The organism is Gammaproteobacteria bacterium (assembly GCA_034522055.1).
Classification (GTDB): domain Bacteria; phylum Pseudomonadota; class Gammaproteobacteria; order JAABTG01; family JAABTG01; genus JAABTG01.
This window is the reverse complement of record JAXHLS010000002.1, coordinates 173,872-189,115: the sequence shown is the minus strand read 5'-3', so window position 1 is coordinate 189,115 and position 15,244 is coordinate 173,872. Positions and strand designations below refer to the sequence as shown.

Genomic DNA, 15,244 nt, shown 5'->3' with positions numbered 1-15,244 from the left:
ACTGCACACCCCTTATGAACACCGGGGTGGTAAGGGCCATATCGAGATCACAACCAGAGTAACAGCAAATGATCGTACCGGTAATCCTTTCCGGCGGCGCCGGCACGCGGCTCTGGCCCCTGTCGCGCAAGCTTTACCCCAAGCAGTTCCTGCAACTCGTGGACCATTCCAGCCTCTTTCAGGCCACCCTGGCCCGATTGGCGGGGCTGGCGGACGTGGCCGGTCCCCTGGTGGTGTGCAACGATGCCCATCGCTTCCTGGTGGCCGAGCAGTTGCGCCAGGCGGATGTCGATCCCTTGGGGATCCTGTTGGAGCCCGTCGGTCGCAACACCGCCCCCGCCGCGGCGGTGGCCGCTCTGCACATCCGCCGCCTCATGGCGGACGCCGTCATGCTGTTGCTGCCGGCGGACCATGTGATCCGTGACGAGCAGACCTTCCACGATGCCGTGGCATGCGGGCTGGAGGCCGCCCGGGAGGGGGCGCTGGTGACCTTCGGCATTCCCCCCACGGCGCCGGAGACCGGCTACGGGTACATCAGGGTGGGGACGGGCGGGGCTGCGGACGGCGTGTGGCCGGTGGAACGCTTCGTGGAGAAGCCCGACCGTGCCACGGCCGAGGAGTACCTGGCGTCGGGTGCCTACTACTGGAACAGCGGCATGTTCCTGTTCCGCGTGGACGCCTACCTCGACGAACTGGGCCGCCATCGCCCGGATATCCTCGAAGCCAGCCGGGGGGCCCTGGAAGGGGCGGGGACGGACCTAGATTTCGTGCGTCTGGATCGCGAGGCCATGACGGCCTGTCCGGAGGACTCCATCGACTATGCCGTGATGGAGCACACCGATCACGCCCGCATGGTGCCCATGGATGCCGGCTGGAATGACGTGGGCTCGTGGTCGGCTTTACTGGATATCGGCGATCACGACGGCGACGGCAACGTCGTGTCCGGCGATGTGCTCACCTACAATACCCGCAACTCCTATGTCCACGCCGAGGACCGGCTCATCGCCACGGTGGGGCTGGACAACCATGTGGTGGTGGAGACCGCCGATGCCGTGCTGGTGGCCGCCCGCGATCAGGTGCAGGACGTCAAGGAAATCGTCGAGCAGCTGCGGGCCCAGGGGCGCGAGGAGTGCAACATCCACAGCCGTGTCTACCGGCCGTGGGGTTCCTACGAGGGCATCACCGCGTCGGAGCGCTACCAGGTAAAACACATCGTGGTGAATCCGGGGGAGCGGCTGTCCCTGCAGATGCACCATCACCGTGCCGAGCACTGGGTGGTGGTGAGCGGCACCGCCAAGGTCACCTGCGACGGCAAGGAATTCCTGCTGTCGGAGGACCAGTCGACGTATATCCCCCTCGGTACGACCCATCGGTTGGAGAATCCCGGCGTAATTCCTCTAGAACTCATAGAAGTGCAGAGCGGTGCCTACCTCGGCGAGGACGATATCGTGCGCTTCGACGACCACTATGGGCGCCACAAGGAGTGACCACCACGAACAGCGAACAGCGAAAGCGAAAAGCGTAACCGCGAAAGACGCGAAATTGCGCGAAAAGGGGAAAGATCAGGGAGGTGTGGAGGTTGGAACGAGCGTGGCGGTTCACCGCTACGGCTCATGGGCAAGGCCAGATAGCGAAGAATTGTAACCGCGAAGGACGCGAAATTGCGCGAAAAGGGGAAAGATCAGGGAGGTGTGGAGGTTGGAACGAGCGCAGCGGTTCACCCACCGGAACGCCGGCTAAACTATTCACCATTCACCATTCACCATTCACCATTCACCATTCACCATTCCCCATTCACTATTCACTATTCACTATACCCATGCCCCATTTCCCCATTCACCGCCATAGGGTCCCGCTGCCCTTGATTCACCCGCCGGCTTGATTTTAAAGGAGAACGAATACCCGATGCCCGATACGAGTCTTGGCCCCGTGGCGCCCCTTGCCTGCTTCAAGGCCTACGATATTCGTGGCCGTCTGCCCGATGAACTGAACGAGGACGTGGCCTATCGCGTGGGCCGCGCCTTCGTGGAGGAACTCGGTGCCCAGCGAGTGGTGGTAGGGTGCGATGTGCGCCTATCCAGCACGGCGCTGCTGAACGCTCTGGTGCGGGGCATCACCGACGGCGGCGCCGATGCCTACGATATCGGCCTCGCGGGCACCGAGGAGATCTACTTCAATACATTCCATCACGCCATGGACGGCGGCATCGTGGTCACCGCCAGCCACAACCCCATGGACTACAACGGCATGAAGCTGGTGCGCGAGGGCTCCCGGCCCATCAGTGGCGACACCGGCCTGCTGGACGTCAAGGCGCGGGCTGAGGCGGGTGATTTCGCCGCCGTGGCCGTTCCGGGTACGCGCCATGCATTGACCGACAAGACGCCCTATGTCGATCACCTGTTGCGCTACGTGGATGTCACCCGGCTGAAGCCCCTCAAAATCGTGGTGAACGCCGGCAACGGCGGCGCCGGGGTCATCGTGGACCTGCTGGAGGGGTGGCTGCCCTTCGAGTTCATAAAGGTGCATCACGAGCCCGACGGCAACTTTCCCAACGGCATCCCCAACCCCCTGCTGCCGGACAATCGCGCCGCCACGGTGGAGGCCATCCGCCGCAGCGGTGCCGACCTGGGGGTGGCCTGGGACGGCGATTTCGACCGCTGTTTCCTGTTCGATGAGCAGGGCGGGTTCATCGAGGGCTACTACATCGTGGGCCTGCTGGCTGAACTGTTCCTGCGCAAGGAGCCGGGTGCCAAGGTCATCCACGACCCGCGCCTCACCTGGAATACCATCGATATCGTGACGGAGTACGGCGGCATCCCCATCCAGAGCAAGACCGGCCACGCCTTCATCAAAGAGCGCATGCGTCTGGAGAACGCCGTCTATGGTGGCGAGATGAGCGCCCACCACTATTTCCGCGACTTCGCCTATTGCGACTCCGGCATGATCCCATGGCTGGTGGTGGCGGAACTCATGTCCCGCGAGGGCCGCACCCTGTCCAGCCTGGTGGGCGAGCGCCAGGCCCTTTACCCCGTGAGCGGCGAGATCAACCGCCGCCTGCCCGATCCCGCCGCCGCCATCGCCGCCATGGAGGCCCGCTATGGCCCCGAGGCGATGGCCGTGGAGCACGTGGACGGCCTGTCGGTGGCCTACGAGGATTGGCGCTTCAACCTGCGTACCTCGAATACCGAGCCCCTGCTGCGCCTCAACGTCGAGTCCCGCGGCGACCGCGCCCTGATGGAAGCCAGGACCGCCGAGCTGCTGGCTCTGGTCGACGCCGTTGGCAACGACGCTTATTCCCCGCCATAGGCCCGCGCGCCTCGTCGGAGCGCCTGTCATTGTAGGTCGGGCTTCATCCCGACAGCCCGCCGGCGGGGATTCCGGCCCGGCCCATGGCGCGCGCCGCGGGATTGAATGTCGGGATGAATCCCGACCTACAAAAAGCGTAACCGCGAAAGACGCGAGTGACGCGAAAAGGGAGAAGGTCAGGGAGGAGTGGCAGTTTGAAAAGGCGCAGCGGATCCACCGTTTCGGCGTCAGCAGAGCGGACGCACGGGTGGTAATCTTTTCCCCTTTCCCATTTCCCATTTCCCCGGGGGAGAAGGACAGAGGCCTAGGTCCGCTGCTCTTGGCAGCCGACGGAAACTCGGCGCTTTGTGGGCGCGGATGTCGGTTGCCGAGAGCAAGCGACCTACAGACTGCTTGACAGGAAACGGAGTATCTACATCCGTGCCGCTGGAACAGACGGAGGTCGTAGATCTGTAGGTCGGGCTTCAGCCCGACAGCCCGCCGGCGGGGATTCCGGCCCGGCCCATGGCGCGCGCCGCGGGGTTGAATGTCGGGATGAATCCCGACCTTGTATGTTGGAGTTATCTGGCATGTTAGTACCTTACCACTGAAATCTTGGACAAGAATGCCAAGAAATTCTCATGCCCTGTCAGCACAGAGTGCAGGGAGAACACAATATTCACGCATCTTGAGTGATGCAGCCAGGACGCGACGCCCAAACTTTGTAAGGTAATACTTGTAGCGACGTCCCACTTTCTTGATCAGTCCGTGGGTTCGTAACCGTTTGAGTAGATAGGATGATTGACTGGGTGATAGATCGGGCATAGAGGCCCGCAGATCGGCGGCACGGAAGCCACTGATTGACCATTCGCCCCGCCCGATGGCGAGGAAGAGATGATAGTCCTTTTTCTGGAACAGATTGAAGCCACGGAATGAACGGCCCTGGTCCCTGGCGGGGCTGGACATTTTATCGATGTCCTTGAGTCCGGCGTCAGGATTGTCGATTGCCGCCATATAGGCGAGATAGCGCTCATTGGCGGCGTTCATCAGCTTGCGCAGATCGCGCAGGCTGTAGATATTTTTGCGTAGCGGTGCCAGTTTCCACTGTTGCCAGCCGTCACGTTGTTCCACCCAGCGGTGGATTTTGAAGAATGAGGCATCGTTGGTGGTGCATTCCACACGCGCCATGATGCCGGCTTTATCGTAGAGTTTGATGCTGGCCGGCCCCATCTGGTGGCGGATGCGTGTACCCTGGATACGGGTGCTGAAATCGTTACCGACCTCCCCTTGATAGGTGCTGGCGAGTTTACGGCCAAGGAAGGTGGCCACATTGTCGGCTTTAATGGCCTGTACCGCCGTGCGGGTGATGGACTCGTAGAGCGGCTGGAATTCGGCCTGCTGGTGGAAGATGACATCGGTGGCGAACTCCACCTGCATCAAGCTCCAGTGGTAACCGGAGCGAAAGCGCTGAGCTACCGGGCAGAACTGTTTGGCCCATCGATTCAGTCGTCGGTGAAGCTGTTTGGCATCCAGCCGGTCGGCAAGCGTCTGAGCCTGCTCGGGATCGGCAATGGACAGAAAGGCATTGTCCGCCATCGCGAAGGGAATGCCGGCTTTTTCCAGTCTGCGCGCCAGCCAGTGATGGCCGTTGAAGTAGACTTGCAGGCGGAACGGCGCCCAGGTGGGCACCCGCACGTAACAGAGTCCAAAGGCCTCATCGATGAAGTAGAAGTAGTAATGCAGGCATTTCCCTGACGTGGGTTTGAGCAGGGTATGGCCTGTGTTCTTGTCATGCCAGGGGCGATAAGCGGTGCAGGATTCCATGGCGGAGAAGATGTGGACCAGCCCGGGATGACCGCCGCGTTCCGCAATGATGGCCTTGATACGGTCTTCTTTGCGAAAGGCCTTGTGGCGCCGGATGAACTCGATCTCAATGCCGGCCTCGATGGCGAGTTGCTCGGCATGGTGGCGCAACTCATCGCGCAGGGGTTCTGCCCACCGGGGGTAGTCGAACAGTCGGATCTTATGGTAACTGAGGTAGCTCGCCATAGCGCCGGCATAACCGATATCAGGAAGGGTTCCGGTGATGACAACCCGGTCAAAACAGGAGAGCACACCGGCGATCTTGTTCTGGTGACGTTCAACGAACGGATTCATGGCCTGTCCCTCTTGTCCTGGATGGTGCTGTGGATAAGGATAGGCGATCCGAGATATTTTGGTTCCGGCTATGCCGGGTTAGGTTTTTTGCCAGACACCGGGGAAGCCGTCCCGACCTGGAGGCAGGAAGTTTCTGACCTCGCGCGTAGATGGGCTCCCCGCCTCATTGCCGATTTCGAGGAGTATCGGGAAGCCAGCCTGGCTGGACTTCGTATCACAAGGTCGAACCGGCAAGAAATGCGAGGTCGGGGAACCGGTGATCAGTGTGACGCAACCGACCCCAGAAGGGAAAGGAGGAACAACGATGAGCGTTTATATCGGCATTGATGTCGCCGCACGCTCCTTCGACTTGCTCTGCCGTCGTGACGGCAAGAACAGTAAGGTCTACACCTTCCCACAGACTGCCCAAGGTCACGCCCAGGCGATCCGCAAGCTGCAGGCGCTGCAACCGGCGGGCATCGTGCTGGAGGCCACTGGCATCTACTACCTGGACCTCGCGCTGGCCCTGCACGAGGCCGGGCTGCCGGTGTCCGTGATCAACCCGCGCAGCTTCCGGCATTTCGCCGAAATTACGCTGCGCGGCAGTAAGACCGACCCGCTCGACACCGCCCTGTTGGCCGAATACGCCGAACGCATGACGCCTAGGCGCTGGACCCCGCCGCCATCGACCTATCGGGCCCTACGCGACTTCGGCCGGCATCTCAATCGCCTAATGGACGCGCGGACCCAGGCCAAGAACCACCTGCACGCCCTGAAGGCGCAACGGGGCACGCCAGCCCTGCTGATCGAGGATGCCGAGGAAAGCATCGCTCAACTGGACCAACGCATCGAACGGGTGCAACAAGCGGCCCAGGACTTGATCCAGCAGACCCCCGAGCTGGCGCAACATCAGGCCCATCTCTGTGCCGCCACCGGCCTCGCGGCAGCCAGCAGCCTGGCTCTGCTGGCCGAGCTATCCACACTGCCCAGGGACCTGAAGGCCAAACAAGTCGCTCGTCATGCTGGGCTGGACGTGCGCCTGCATGAGTCGGGCTCTAGCGTCCATCGACCCGGGCGCCTAGCCAAGACCGGCAATGCCTACCTGCGTAGCGCCCTGTACATGCCAGCGATGGTGGCGATCGTGCATGACCCGTATGCCAAGGCGTTCTATAACGCTCTGGTGGCCCGGGGCAAAAAGCGGATCCAAGCCTTGTGCGCCGTCATGCGCAAGTACCTCACCGGAATCTGGGCCTGCATGCAGCATGATCAGCCTTTCGACTCCTCCAAGCTGTTTAGCGATCAGCATCTCCAAACCGCTTGACAGGAAACGGAGTATCTACATCCATGCCGCAGGAACGGGCGGTGGGGGTCTATCTGTAGGTCGGACTTCAGTTGGCGCACGGAGGTTAATCTTTGCTTTCCCTTTTCCCATTTCGCCATTCCCCATTCACTATTCACTATTCACTATTCACCATTCCCGTTCCTCTTTCTCTTTCCCCACCAGCCTATTCCCGGGCGTTGTCGAAGGCGGCCTTGGTGGATTTCGCCGTCGTCAATTGGCTATGCTTTTTTTTCATACAACGGATTGTAGCCACCCGCCCCCGACCCATGCAGCCCTCCTGGTGTGACGCCCCCATTCACGTGGAAGTGCGGCCTTCCCGGCTGCTCACGGTCTTCCATCTCCTGTCTCACGGGGGTGCCCTGGTCGCCCTGGGCTATGCCGTCGTGCCGCCGTTACCGGCGGTGGTGTGCGGGCTGCTGGTGGTGGGCCATGGGCTCCTGGAGTGGCGGCGGGAATGGCATCAGGCGCACCCGCGGCGGGTGCGGCGCCTGGTAAGCCTGCCGGGCGGGGGCTGGGAAGTGGTGAACGGCGCCGGCGAGGCCGCGACGGCGCGCCTGCTGCCCGGAGGGCTGGTGCACCCGTGGGTGACCGTGCTGGCCTTTCGTGTGGCGGGGGAATGGCGCCCCCGGGGTGTGGTGCTGACCCCGGACAACACCCCCGCCCGCGCCTTCAGGCGCCTGCGGGTGCGCCTGCTGCTCGCCGAGAAGACACCGGCCACCCCAGATGGCCGTGGCCCTGGATGGTGGAAAAAAGTAACCGCCTGCCCTCAGACCTCCGCCACCAGCGGTTCCGGACTGCCCAGCAGATAGCCCTGGGCCCAGTCGAAGTCCAGGTCCCGGGTGATGGCCAGCAATTCGGTGTTTTCGACATGGGTGGCCACGGTGGTGGCGTCCACCAGCCGCCCGAGTTCCAGGAGCCGTTCCGCCAGGCGCCGTCGGAAGGGCCTGTGGCCGGCTATCAGAGGGCGTACATCCAAGGTCAGGAAGTCCGGGCGCAGGGCCTCCAGCAGGCATATGGCGCTCGGCCCCTCGCAGCGCAGGGCCAGCGCCAGGTCCCAGCCGCGCCGCCGCACCGCGTCACAGAAGGGGGTGATGGCCGCGCCTGCCTCCAGGAGGGTGGTCTCCGTGATGTCGAAACAGAGACGGGCGGCACACCGCTCGCCGGCGGCGATGGCCTCCACGAAGGCCGGGTCCTGGATGCTGGCGGCGCTCACATTGACCAACAGCGGCTGGTCACCCCCGAGGATGGGCCGGGAGGTCAGCCGTTGCAGCACCCAGCGGTCCATTTCGACGTTGAGCCTGTGGCGGGTGGCGGGCACGAACTCATGGGGCGAGGCGATGCCACCGCCGGTGGGCAGGCGCAACAGGACTTCCCGGGCCCGCACGACGGGTTCATCGCCGTTCATGTCCAGGATGGCTTGGGCGTAAAGCAACAGTGAGTCCTCTGCGAGGGCCCGGCGCAGGGTTTCCACCATGCGGGGACCGTCCGCGTCGTCCTCACTCTCCAGCACGCACACCCGGTTGCGACCGGCGTTCTTGGCCTGGTAGCAGGCGGCGTCTGCCATGGACATGACGCGCCCGGCCTCCTGGTGGTGGGCCGTTATGGGCACCAGGCCGATGCTCGCGCCCACGCCGAAGCGTTGGCCCTCCCACTCGAAGACGAAGTCGGCCACGGTCTGGCGCAGCTTCTCCGCCACCTCCCGGGCCTCTTCGAGGGGACAATGCTCCAGCAGGATGGCGAACTCGTCGCCGCCGAACCGCGCCAGGGTATCGCGGCCGCGTACGCGGTTGAGCAGGGCCGTAGTGACCTGGCGCAACAGCTCATCGCCGGCGGCATGGCCCGCGCTGTCGTTCACCGACTTGAACTGGTCGAGGTCCATGAAGCACAGGGAGTGGGTCCAGCGTTGTTCGGCGCTGCGCTCCAACAGTCGCTCCAGGCGGGTGGTGAACTCCTCGCGGTTGATGAGCCCCGTCAGGGGATCATGTCGGGCCTGGATGGAGAGCTGGCTGTGGCGCCGGTGCAGGTCGCTCAGGTCCTCGATGACCACCAGGGCGCCGCCCGCGGGATCCCCGGGGATGGATGACACGGTGATCCTGGCGGGTACCTCGCCACCGTCGCGGCGTAGCAGGGTCGCCTCCATGCGAGCGTTGGGGGGGCCCTCCGGGTCCATGACCCCTGATACCATGGCGGCGAGGCCCGGCGGGTCGCCGCCGTTGGTGAGCACCTTGAGGACGGCCGCCAGCGGCGCCCCCGTCACATCCTCGCGGGCGCCGTTGAGGTAGGGGACCGCGGCGGCATTGAAGGTGCGGATGTAGACACCCCCATCCACAGCCAATACCGGATGGAGGAGGGCCTCCAGGATCCCGGTGGCCGTGGAAAAAGGAGGGGCATGCGGGTGAAAAGCCTGCATCATTAATGCCTTAAACACACAATTTGGCTAGAATCATCAACATTGTGGGAAACCTTTGGATACCCCTGTAACGGCCGTGAGCCTTTATTCCGTAGACAAACTCATCTCCGAGACCCGCCGTCTCGCCGCCGAATACCGTCGCAGCACCGGCGCGGTGCTGCCGGTGACCGCCGAGATCGCCCGCCATGACGTGGCGCGGCTGCTGGGTTTCGAGCTGGTTCCCGTCGCCGCAGAGGGGGGCTACGACGCCATCGGCACGGGGCGCTGGGCAGGCGAGCGCATCCAGATCAAGGGTCGGACCCTGTTCGACGAGGGCAAGGCCAGCCCCCGCATCGGCCAGTTTAAGACCCATCAGGAGTGGGACGTGGTCATGCTGCTGTTGCTGGACGAGGACTACGAGCCGATGGAGATCTATGCCCTGGAGCGCGCCGATGTGGAGGCCGAGACCGCGGCCAGGGGCGGCGCCCGGGCCAAGCGCGGGGCCATCTCCGTGGCCAAGTTCAAGATCATCGGCGAGCGGGTATGGAGCCGCGAGCACGGCGTCGAAGACGACGGCTACTGGGACAACAGCCTGCCCTTGTGATGGTGATCGCCGTGGCCCGCCATCCCCGGGGCGCCTGCGGCCTCCCCGGGTCCTCCGTCCCGGGCGGCCCCGCGCCGTGCTTGCCGGCCTCGAAGGGGGCGCGCCGTGACGGCTGACATGGCCGCGGCCGATGTGCTGGGTCCCGAGGGACCCTTCGCCACCTCGCACCCGGGGTTCGCCCTGCGGGTGCAGCAGCAGGAGATGGCGAGCGCCGTGGAACAGGCCCTCGAGGCCCGTAAGGTGCTGGTGTGCGAGGCCGGCACCGGCACCGGCAAGACCTTCGCCTACCTGGTACCGGCGGTGGCCTCCGGCATCAAGGTGATCGTCTCCACGGGGACCCGCGGCCTTCAGGATCAGCTCTACTTTCGCGACCTGCCCCAGGTCAAGGAGGCCCTCGGGTCCGCCATCTCCACCGCCATGCTCAAGGGCCGCAGCAACTACCTGTGCCAGCAGCGTCTCGGTCTCTACCACGCCGAGTTCCAGCACCTCGGCGGCGAGTTGGCGGGGCACCTGGGGCGGCTGGTCCAGTGGAGCGGGCGTACCCATACGGGGGACATCGCCGAGATGGCGGACGTCCCCGAGGGCGCCGAGGCCTGGCGCTATGCCACATCCACGGTGGACAACTGCCTGGGCCAGGAATGCCCGCGGCTGGAGGACTGTTTCGTGGCGAAAGCCCGGCGCGCGGCCATGGATGCCGACCTGGTGGTTATCAACCATCATCTGTTCTTCGCCGATCTGGCCCTCAAGGAGGACGGCTTCGGCGAACTCCTGCCTACCGCCGCCGCCTTCATCATGGACGAGGCCCATCAGATACCAGCGGTGGCGTCGCGTTTCTTCAGCACCACGGTGTCCAGCCGCCAAATGGCGGAGCTGGCGCGGGACAGCGCCGCCGCCTACCATCAGGAGGCAGGGGACATGCCCGACTTCCCCCGTGCCCTCGGCGACCTGGAAGACGCCCTGCGGGGGCTGCGCCAGGTGTTGGGCCTGGGGGCCGGGCGCAGCGCCTGGGACGAGTGCATGGCCGCCCCCGGGGCGGCGGATGCCTTCGAGCGCTGCCGGGCGCGTCTCGGACAGGCGGTGGCGCAGCTCGAGGTGCTGGCACCCCGGGGCAAGGACCTGGCGGGTTGCCACGGCCGTGGCCTGGAGCTGATGCGGCGCCTCGAGCGCATCACGGGGCCCCGCCAGGCGGACGAGGTGGCGTGGCTGGAGGCCGGCGAGCGGGGCTTCACCCTTAATCTCACCCCCATCTCGGTGGCCGAGAGCTTCGGCCGTTATGTCAAGGAGAGGGATGCCGCCTGGGTGTTCACCTCCGCCACCCTGGCGGTGGACGGCCGCTTCGACCACTTCGACGGCCGTCTCGGTCTGAAATCCGGGCAACGGCGGCGCTGGGACAGCCCCTTCGAGTTCCACCGCCAGGCTCTGTGCTACATCCCCGACGGCCTGCCGGACCCGTCATCGCCGGCCTACGTCGAGGCGGTGGTGGCGGCGGCGCTGCCGGTGCTGGAGGCCAGCCGGGGCCGCGCCTTCGTGCTGTTCACCAGCCACCGCGCCCTGCAGCGGGCGGCCCCCCTGTTCGCCGAGCGCCTGCGCTTTCCCCTGATGGTTCAGGGCGAACGGCCGCGCACCGCCCTGCTGGAGCGTTTCCGTACCACGCCCAACGGCGTGCTGCTGGGTACCGGCAGCTTCTGGGAGGGGGTGGACGTGCGCGGCGATGCCCTGTCCTGTGTCATCATCGACAAGCTGCCCTTCGCGCCGCCGGACGATCCCCTGCTTCAGGCTCGCCTCGCCGCGCTGCGGGACCAGGGCGGCAACCCCTTCGCCGATTACCAGGTGCCGGAGGCGGTGATCACCCTCAAACAGGGCGTGGGGCGGCTCATCCGCGACATCCACGACCGCGGCGTGCTCATGATCTGTGACCCCAGGATGCTGTCCCGCAACTACGGGCGGGTGTTCCTGCGCAGCCTGCCGGTGATGCCCCTGAGCCAGCGCCTCGAGGACGTGGAGGCCTTCTTCGCTAGCGCCACCCCGGGCGAAGCGGGGGTGGGATCATGAGGATCCTGGCCCTCGAGACCGCCAGCGACGCCTGCTCCGCGGCCCTGTGGCATGATGGCGCGGTTTATCAACGCTTGGAGGTGGCGCCACGGCGCCACGGGGAACTCATACTGGTGATGGCGGAGGCGGTAATGGAGGAGGCGGGTTGTCGGCGCGGCGACCTGGACCTGGTGGCCTTCGGCCGTGGTCCGGGGTCCTTTACGGGGCTGCGCATCGCCGCCGGGGTGGCCCAGGGCATCGCCTTCGCCCGCGACCTGCCGGTGGCCCCCGTGTCGTCGTTGCAGGCCCTCGCCCAGGGGGCCCTGCGGGAGCGGGGCCGGCGCCGCGTGCTGGCGGCCTTCGATGCCCGCATGGCTGAGGTCTACTGGGGGGGCTACGATGCCGGCGCCGGCGACACCATGGCGCTGGTGGGCGAGGAGGTGGTGTGCCCGCCGGCGGCCGTACCCGTGCCGGCGGAGGGCGCGTGGCATGGCGTTGGCAGTGGCTGGAAGACCTACGGCGCCGAGCTGGCGGGGGTCCTCGGCCCGCGGCTTTCGTCAGTGGAAGGGGGCCGCCATCCCGAGGCCCGGGATGTGGCCGAGCTGGCAGTGGCCATGGCCGCCGCCGGTACCACGGTGGCCGCCGAGGCGGCCCTGCCGGTGTATCTGCGCAACCAGGTGGCCACGCCCCGCACCTGAGGGTACCCGCCATGATCTTCCGTCCCCTCGAACTCTACATCGGGTTGCGCTACACGCGGGCCAAACGCCGCAACCATTTCATCTCCTTCATCACCCTGACTTCCGTCCTCGGCATCGCCCTCGGGGTCACGGCCCTCATCACCGTGCTGTCGGTGATGAACGGGTTCGAAAAGGAGTTGCGGGAACGCATCCTCGGCATGGCGGCCCATGCCACCATCCAGAGCCACGATGGTCCCATGGTGGACTGGCCGCTCATCACCGACCTGGCCCGCCGCCACCCGCGGGTCACCGGCGCCGCCCCCTACGTGCGGGCCGAAGCCATGCTGACCCGGGGCCAGGAGGTGCGGGGTGCGGTGGTGCGGGGGGTGTCGCCGGAGTTCGAGGCCCAGGTCTCGCAGGTGGTGTCCAAGCTTACCGCCGGCACCCTGGATGACCTCGAGGCCGGGGCGTGGCGCATCATCCTCGGGGTAGAGTTGGCCCGTGCCCTGGGGGTGGCGCCGGGGGACAAGGTGACCCTGGTGGCGCCCCAGGCCCAGGTCACGCCGGCGGGGATCCTGCCGCGCCTGCGGCGCTTCGAGGTCTCAGGCGTCTTCGAGGTGGGCATGTACGAGTACGACGCCGCCCTCGCCATCATCCACATGGAGGATGCGGCGCGGCTGTTCCGCCTGGATGAGGGGGTAAGCGGGGTGCGCCTGCGCCTCGACGACATGTTCGCCGCCCCGCGGGTGAGCCGCCTGCTGGCGGCGGAGCTGCCGGGGCACTACTGGGTCAGCGACTGGACCCAGCAGCATGTGAATTTCTTCCGCGCCATCAAGACCGAGAAGACGGTGATGTTCGTCATCCTCACCCTCATCGTGGCGGTGGCCGCCTTCAACATCGTCTCCACCCTGGTGATGGTGGTGACCGACAAGGAGGCGGATATCGCCATCCTGCGCACCCTGGGGGTCACGCCTCTGTCCATCATGGGGATCTTCATGGTCCAGGGGGCGGTGATCGGCGTCATGGGGACCCTGCTGGGGGCGGCGGGGGGCATCGCCCTGGCCCTGAACGTGGAGACCCTGGTGCCCGCCATCGAGTCCATGCTGGGCACCCAGTTCCTGCCGGCGGACGTCTACTACATTAGTGATCTGCCCTCGGAGATGCACCTGCCGGACGTGGCCAGGATCACCGGCGTGGCCTTGTTCCTCAGCCTGCTGGCCACCCTCTATCCGGCCTGGCGGGCCTCCCGTACCCAGCCGGCGGAGGCCCTGCGTTATGAGTGAGGCGGCGGTTGTGGAGGCTCAGGGGCTCTGCAAGGCCTTCACCGAGGGCGGCCTCGACGTGACGGTGCTGGCGGGCATCGACTTCCGCGTGATGGCGGGTGAGTCCGTGGCGGTGGTGGGAGCCTCGGGCTCCGGCAAGAGCACTCTGCTCCATCTGCTGGGCGGCCTGGAGCGGCCCACTGCGGGCGAGGTGTGGCTGGGCGAACAGCGCCTCGACGACTTGAACGAGGCCGCCAAGGGCCGCGCCCGCAATCGCCAGCTGGGCTTCGTCTACCAGTTCCATCATCTGTTGCCGGAGTTCACCGCCCTGGAGAATGTGGCCCTGCCCCTGCTCGTGCGCGGCGACGCCCCGGCCGCGGCTCTGGCCGCCGCCGGGGACCTGCTGGAGCGGGTGGGGCTGGGGGCACGGCTGCGCCACAAGCCGGGGGAGCTGTCGGGGGGCGAGCGCCAGCGGGCCGCCATCGCCCGCGCCCTGGTGACCCGCCCCGCCTGCATCCTCGCCGACGAGCCCACGGGTAACCTCGATCAGCGCACGGCGGCGCGGGTCTACGAACTCATGCTGGACCTCAACCGCGAGCGCGCCGCGGCCCTGGTGGTGGCCACCCACGACCTGGACCTGGCTCGGCGCATGGACCGCATCCTGGTGCTGGAGGACGGGCTGCTGGTCAGTTCCGGAACGGCGGCCGGGCCGGCGGATTGAGGCGCCGCCGCCGCCGCTCCTGCCAGTGGTGCAGCACGTGCAGGCGCCACAGCAGCCTCACCAGCAGGTTGCCCGCCACGGCGGCCGTGAGGCCGATGACGAAACAGCCCAGCAGCAGGGGTTCCCAGAAGGTGTCCGCCTGCTCCGTGAGCCACTCCCATGACAGGCGGAACTCCGTGATGGTGAGTTCGCGGTCCAGGATCCAGGCCCCCAGGTTGGTGGCGAACAGGAACATGGGGCCCACGGTGATGGGATTGGTGATTAATACCCCGAGCACCGCGATGGGTAGATTGACGCGGATGATCACCGCCACCAGGGCCGCGATCCACATCTGGATGGGTACCGGCACCCAGGCCAGGAAGAGGCCGACGGATACTGCACCCGCCACCGAGCGGCGGTTCAGGTGCCACAGGTTCGGATCATGGAGCAGCCGGCCCATCCAGCGCAGGCGCTTGTGTTCCCGGATGGTCTGATCGTTGGGCAGCCAGCGCCGGAGAAACTTACGCGGCATGGGGCGCGGGCCTGGTGCGGTGATGGATCGGCTGAGGCATTATGTATTTGTGGATGCCCTTTTGTCGGGATGGTCTCGAGTCATAACGCGGTGGTCCCTCGTCCCCTGACACCCCGTGTCGCCGTCAGCCAGGAACCATGGGCCGGCCACCAAGGCCGGGATCCCTCGAAAGGTTGGTGCGACGCGTCCCTTTCTGATTATATAGAAAGGTGACGGCCCGGGTGCAGGGCCGGGCGCGGGCGGATTCTATCCGTCATCGATGACAGGGAAGTTGTGGGTGTATGTC

At 65.9% G+C, this 15,244-nt stretch carries 12 protein-coding genes; 9 read left to right on the top strand and 3 right to left on the bottom strand.

Features of this window, described 5'->3' with window-relative positions; genetic code table 11:
• Window positions 1-68: 68 nt before the first annotated feature.
• Window positions 69-1,487, top strand: a complete 1,419-nt coding sequence (locus U5S82_01050; protein MDZ7750254.1) for a mannose-1-phosphate guanylyltransferase/mannose-6-phosphate isomerase — start codon at window positions 69-71, stop codon at window positions 1,485-1,487.
• Between the two features lie 418 nt (window positions 1,488-1,905).
• Window positions 1,906-3,306 carry a phosphomannomutase gene (locus U5S82_01045; GenBank protein MDZ7750253.1) on the top strand — a complete coding sequence of 467 codons (1,401 nt, stop codon included), beginning with the start codon at window positions 1,906-1,908 and terminating at the stop codon, window positions 3,304-3,306.
• A 618-nt stretch (window positions 3,307-3,924) separates the two neighbouring features.
• Here the strand turns inward: U5S82_01045 and U5S82_01040 are convergent.
• Complete coding sequence (locus U5S82_01040) at window positions 3,925-5,442, bottom strand: MarR family transcriptional regulator (protein ID MDZ7750252.1); 1,518 nt, start codon at window positions 5,440-5,442, stop codon at window positions 3,925-3,927.
• Window positions 5,443-5,746: 304 nt separating this feature from the next.
• Between U5S82_01040 and U5S82_01035 the strand changes: the two genes are divergently transcribed.
• Both U5S82_01035 and U5S82_01030 read left to right on the top strand, forming a co-directional pair.
• Window positions 5,747-6,742 carry an IS110 family transposase gene (locus U5S82_01035; GenBank protein MDZ7750251.1) on the top strand — a complete coding sequence of 332 codons (996 nt, stop codon included), beginning with the start codon at window positions 5,747-5,749 and terminating at the stop codon, window positions 6,740-6,742.
• 287 nt (window positions 6,743-7,029) lie between these two features.
• Window positions 7,030-7,572 carry a protein YgfX gene (locus U5S82_01030; protein ID MDZ7750250.1) on the top strand — a complete coding sequence of 181 codons (543 nt, stop codon included), beginning with the start codon at window positions 7,030-7,032 and terminating at the stop codon, window positions 7,570-7,572.
• Here the strand turns inward: U5S82_01030 and U5S82_01025 are convergent.
• A complete protein-coding gene (locus U5S82_01025) occupies window positions 7,530-9,176 on the bottom strand; it encodes a diguanylate cyclase (GenBank protein ID MDZ7750249.1) in 1,647 nt (548 codons plus the stop codon). The genes U5S82_01030 and U5S82_01025 overlap by 43 nt on opposite strands.
• A 73-nt stretch (window positions 9,177-9,249) precedes the next feature.
• Here U5S82_01025 and U5S82_01020 point away from each other — a divergent pair, with 73 nt between their 5' ends.
• The 5 genes from U5S82_01020 to U5S82_01000 all read left to right on the top strand — a co-directional run bounded on the left by U5S82_01020 (window position 9,250) and on the right by U5S82_01000 (window position 14,447).
• Entirely contained in the window at window positions 9,250-9,756 is a 507-nt protein-coding gene (locus U5S82_01020; GenBank protein MDZ7750248.1) for a hypothetical protein, read from the top strand.
• A 105-nt stretch (window positions 9,757-9,861) separates the two neighbouring features.
• Window positions 9,862-11,808 carry an ATP-dependent DNA helicase gene (locus U5S82_01015; protein ID MDZ7750247.1) on the top strand — a complete coding sequence of 649 codons (1,947 nt, stop codon included), beginning with the start codon at window positions 9,862-9,864 and terminating at the stop codon, window positions 11,806-11,808.
• Window positions 11,805-12,485, top strand: coding sequence for a tRNA (adenosine(37)-N6)-threonylcarbamoyltransferase complex dimerization subunit type 1 TsaB (gene tsaB, locus U5S82_01010; GenBank protein MDZ7750246.1), 681 nt, complete (start codon window positions 11,805-11,807; stop codon window positions 12,483-12,485). The genes U5S82_01015 and tsaB overlap by 4 nt, the downstream gene beginning before the upstream one ends.
• Window positions 12,486-12,499: 14 nt before the next feature.
• The gene (locus U5S82_01005) at window positions 12,500-13,747 is read left to right on the top strand and encodes a lipoprotein-releasing ABC transporter permease subunit (GenBank protein ID MDZ7750245.1); all 1,248 of its coding nucleotides are present in this window, start codon (window positions 12,500-12,502) and stop codon (window positions 13,745-13,747) included.
• Window positions 13,740-14,447 (top strand): ATP-binding cassette domain-containing protein, encoded by a 708-nt coding sequence (locus tag U5S82_01000; protein MDZ7750244.1) that lies wholly within the window; start codon window positions 13,740-13,742, stop codon window positions 14,445-14,447. Before U5S82_01005 ends, U5S82_01000 begins: the two co-directional genes overlap by 8 nt.
• On the opposite strand, the gene U5S82_00995 is transcribed toward U5S82_01000, so the two are convergent.
• The gene (locus tag U5S82_00995) at window positions 14,413-14,958 is read right to left on the bottom strand and encodes a DUF2062 domain-containing protein (GenBank protein MDZ7750243.1); all 546 of its coding nucleotides are present in this window, start codon (window positions 14,956-14,958) and stop codon (window positions 14,413-14,415) included. The two genes, U5S82_01000 and U5S82_00995, sit on opposite strands and share 35 nt — an antisense overlap.
• Between the last annotated feature and the right edge of the window lie 286 nt (window positions 14,959-15,244).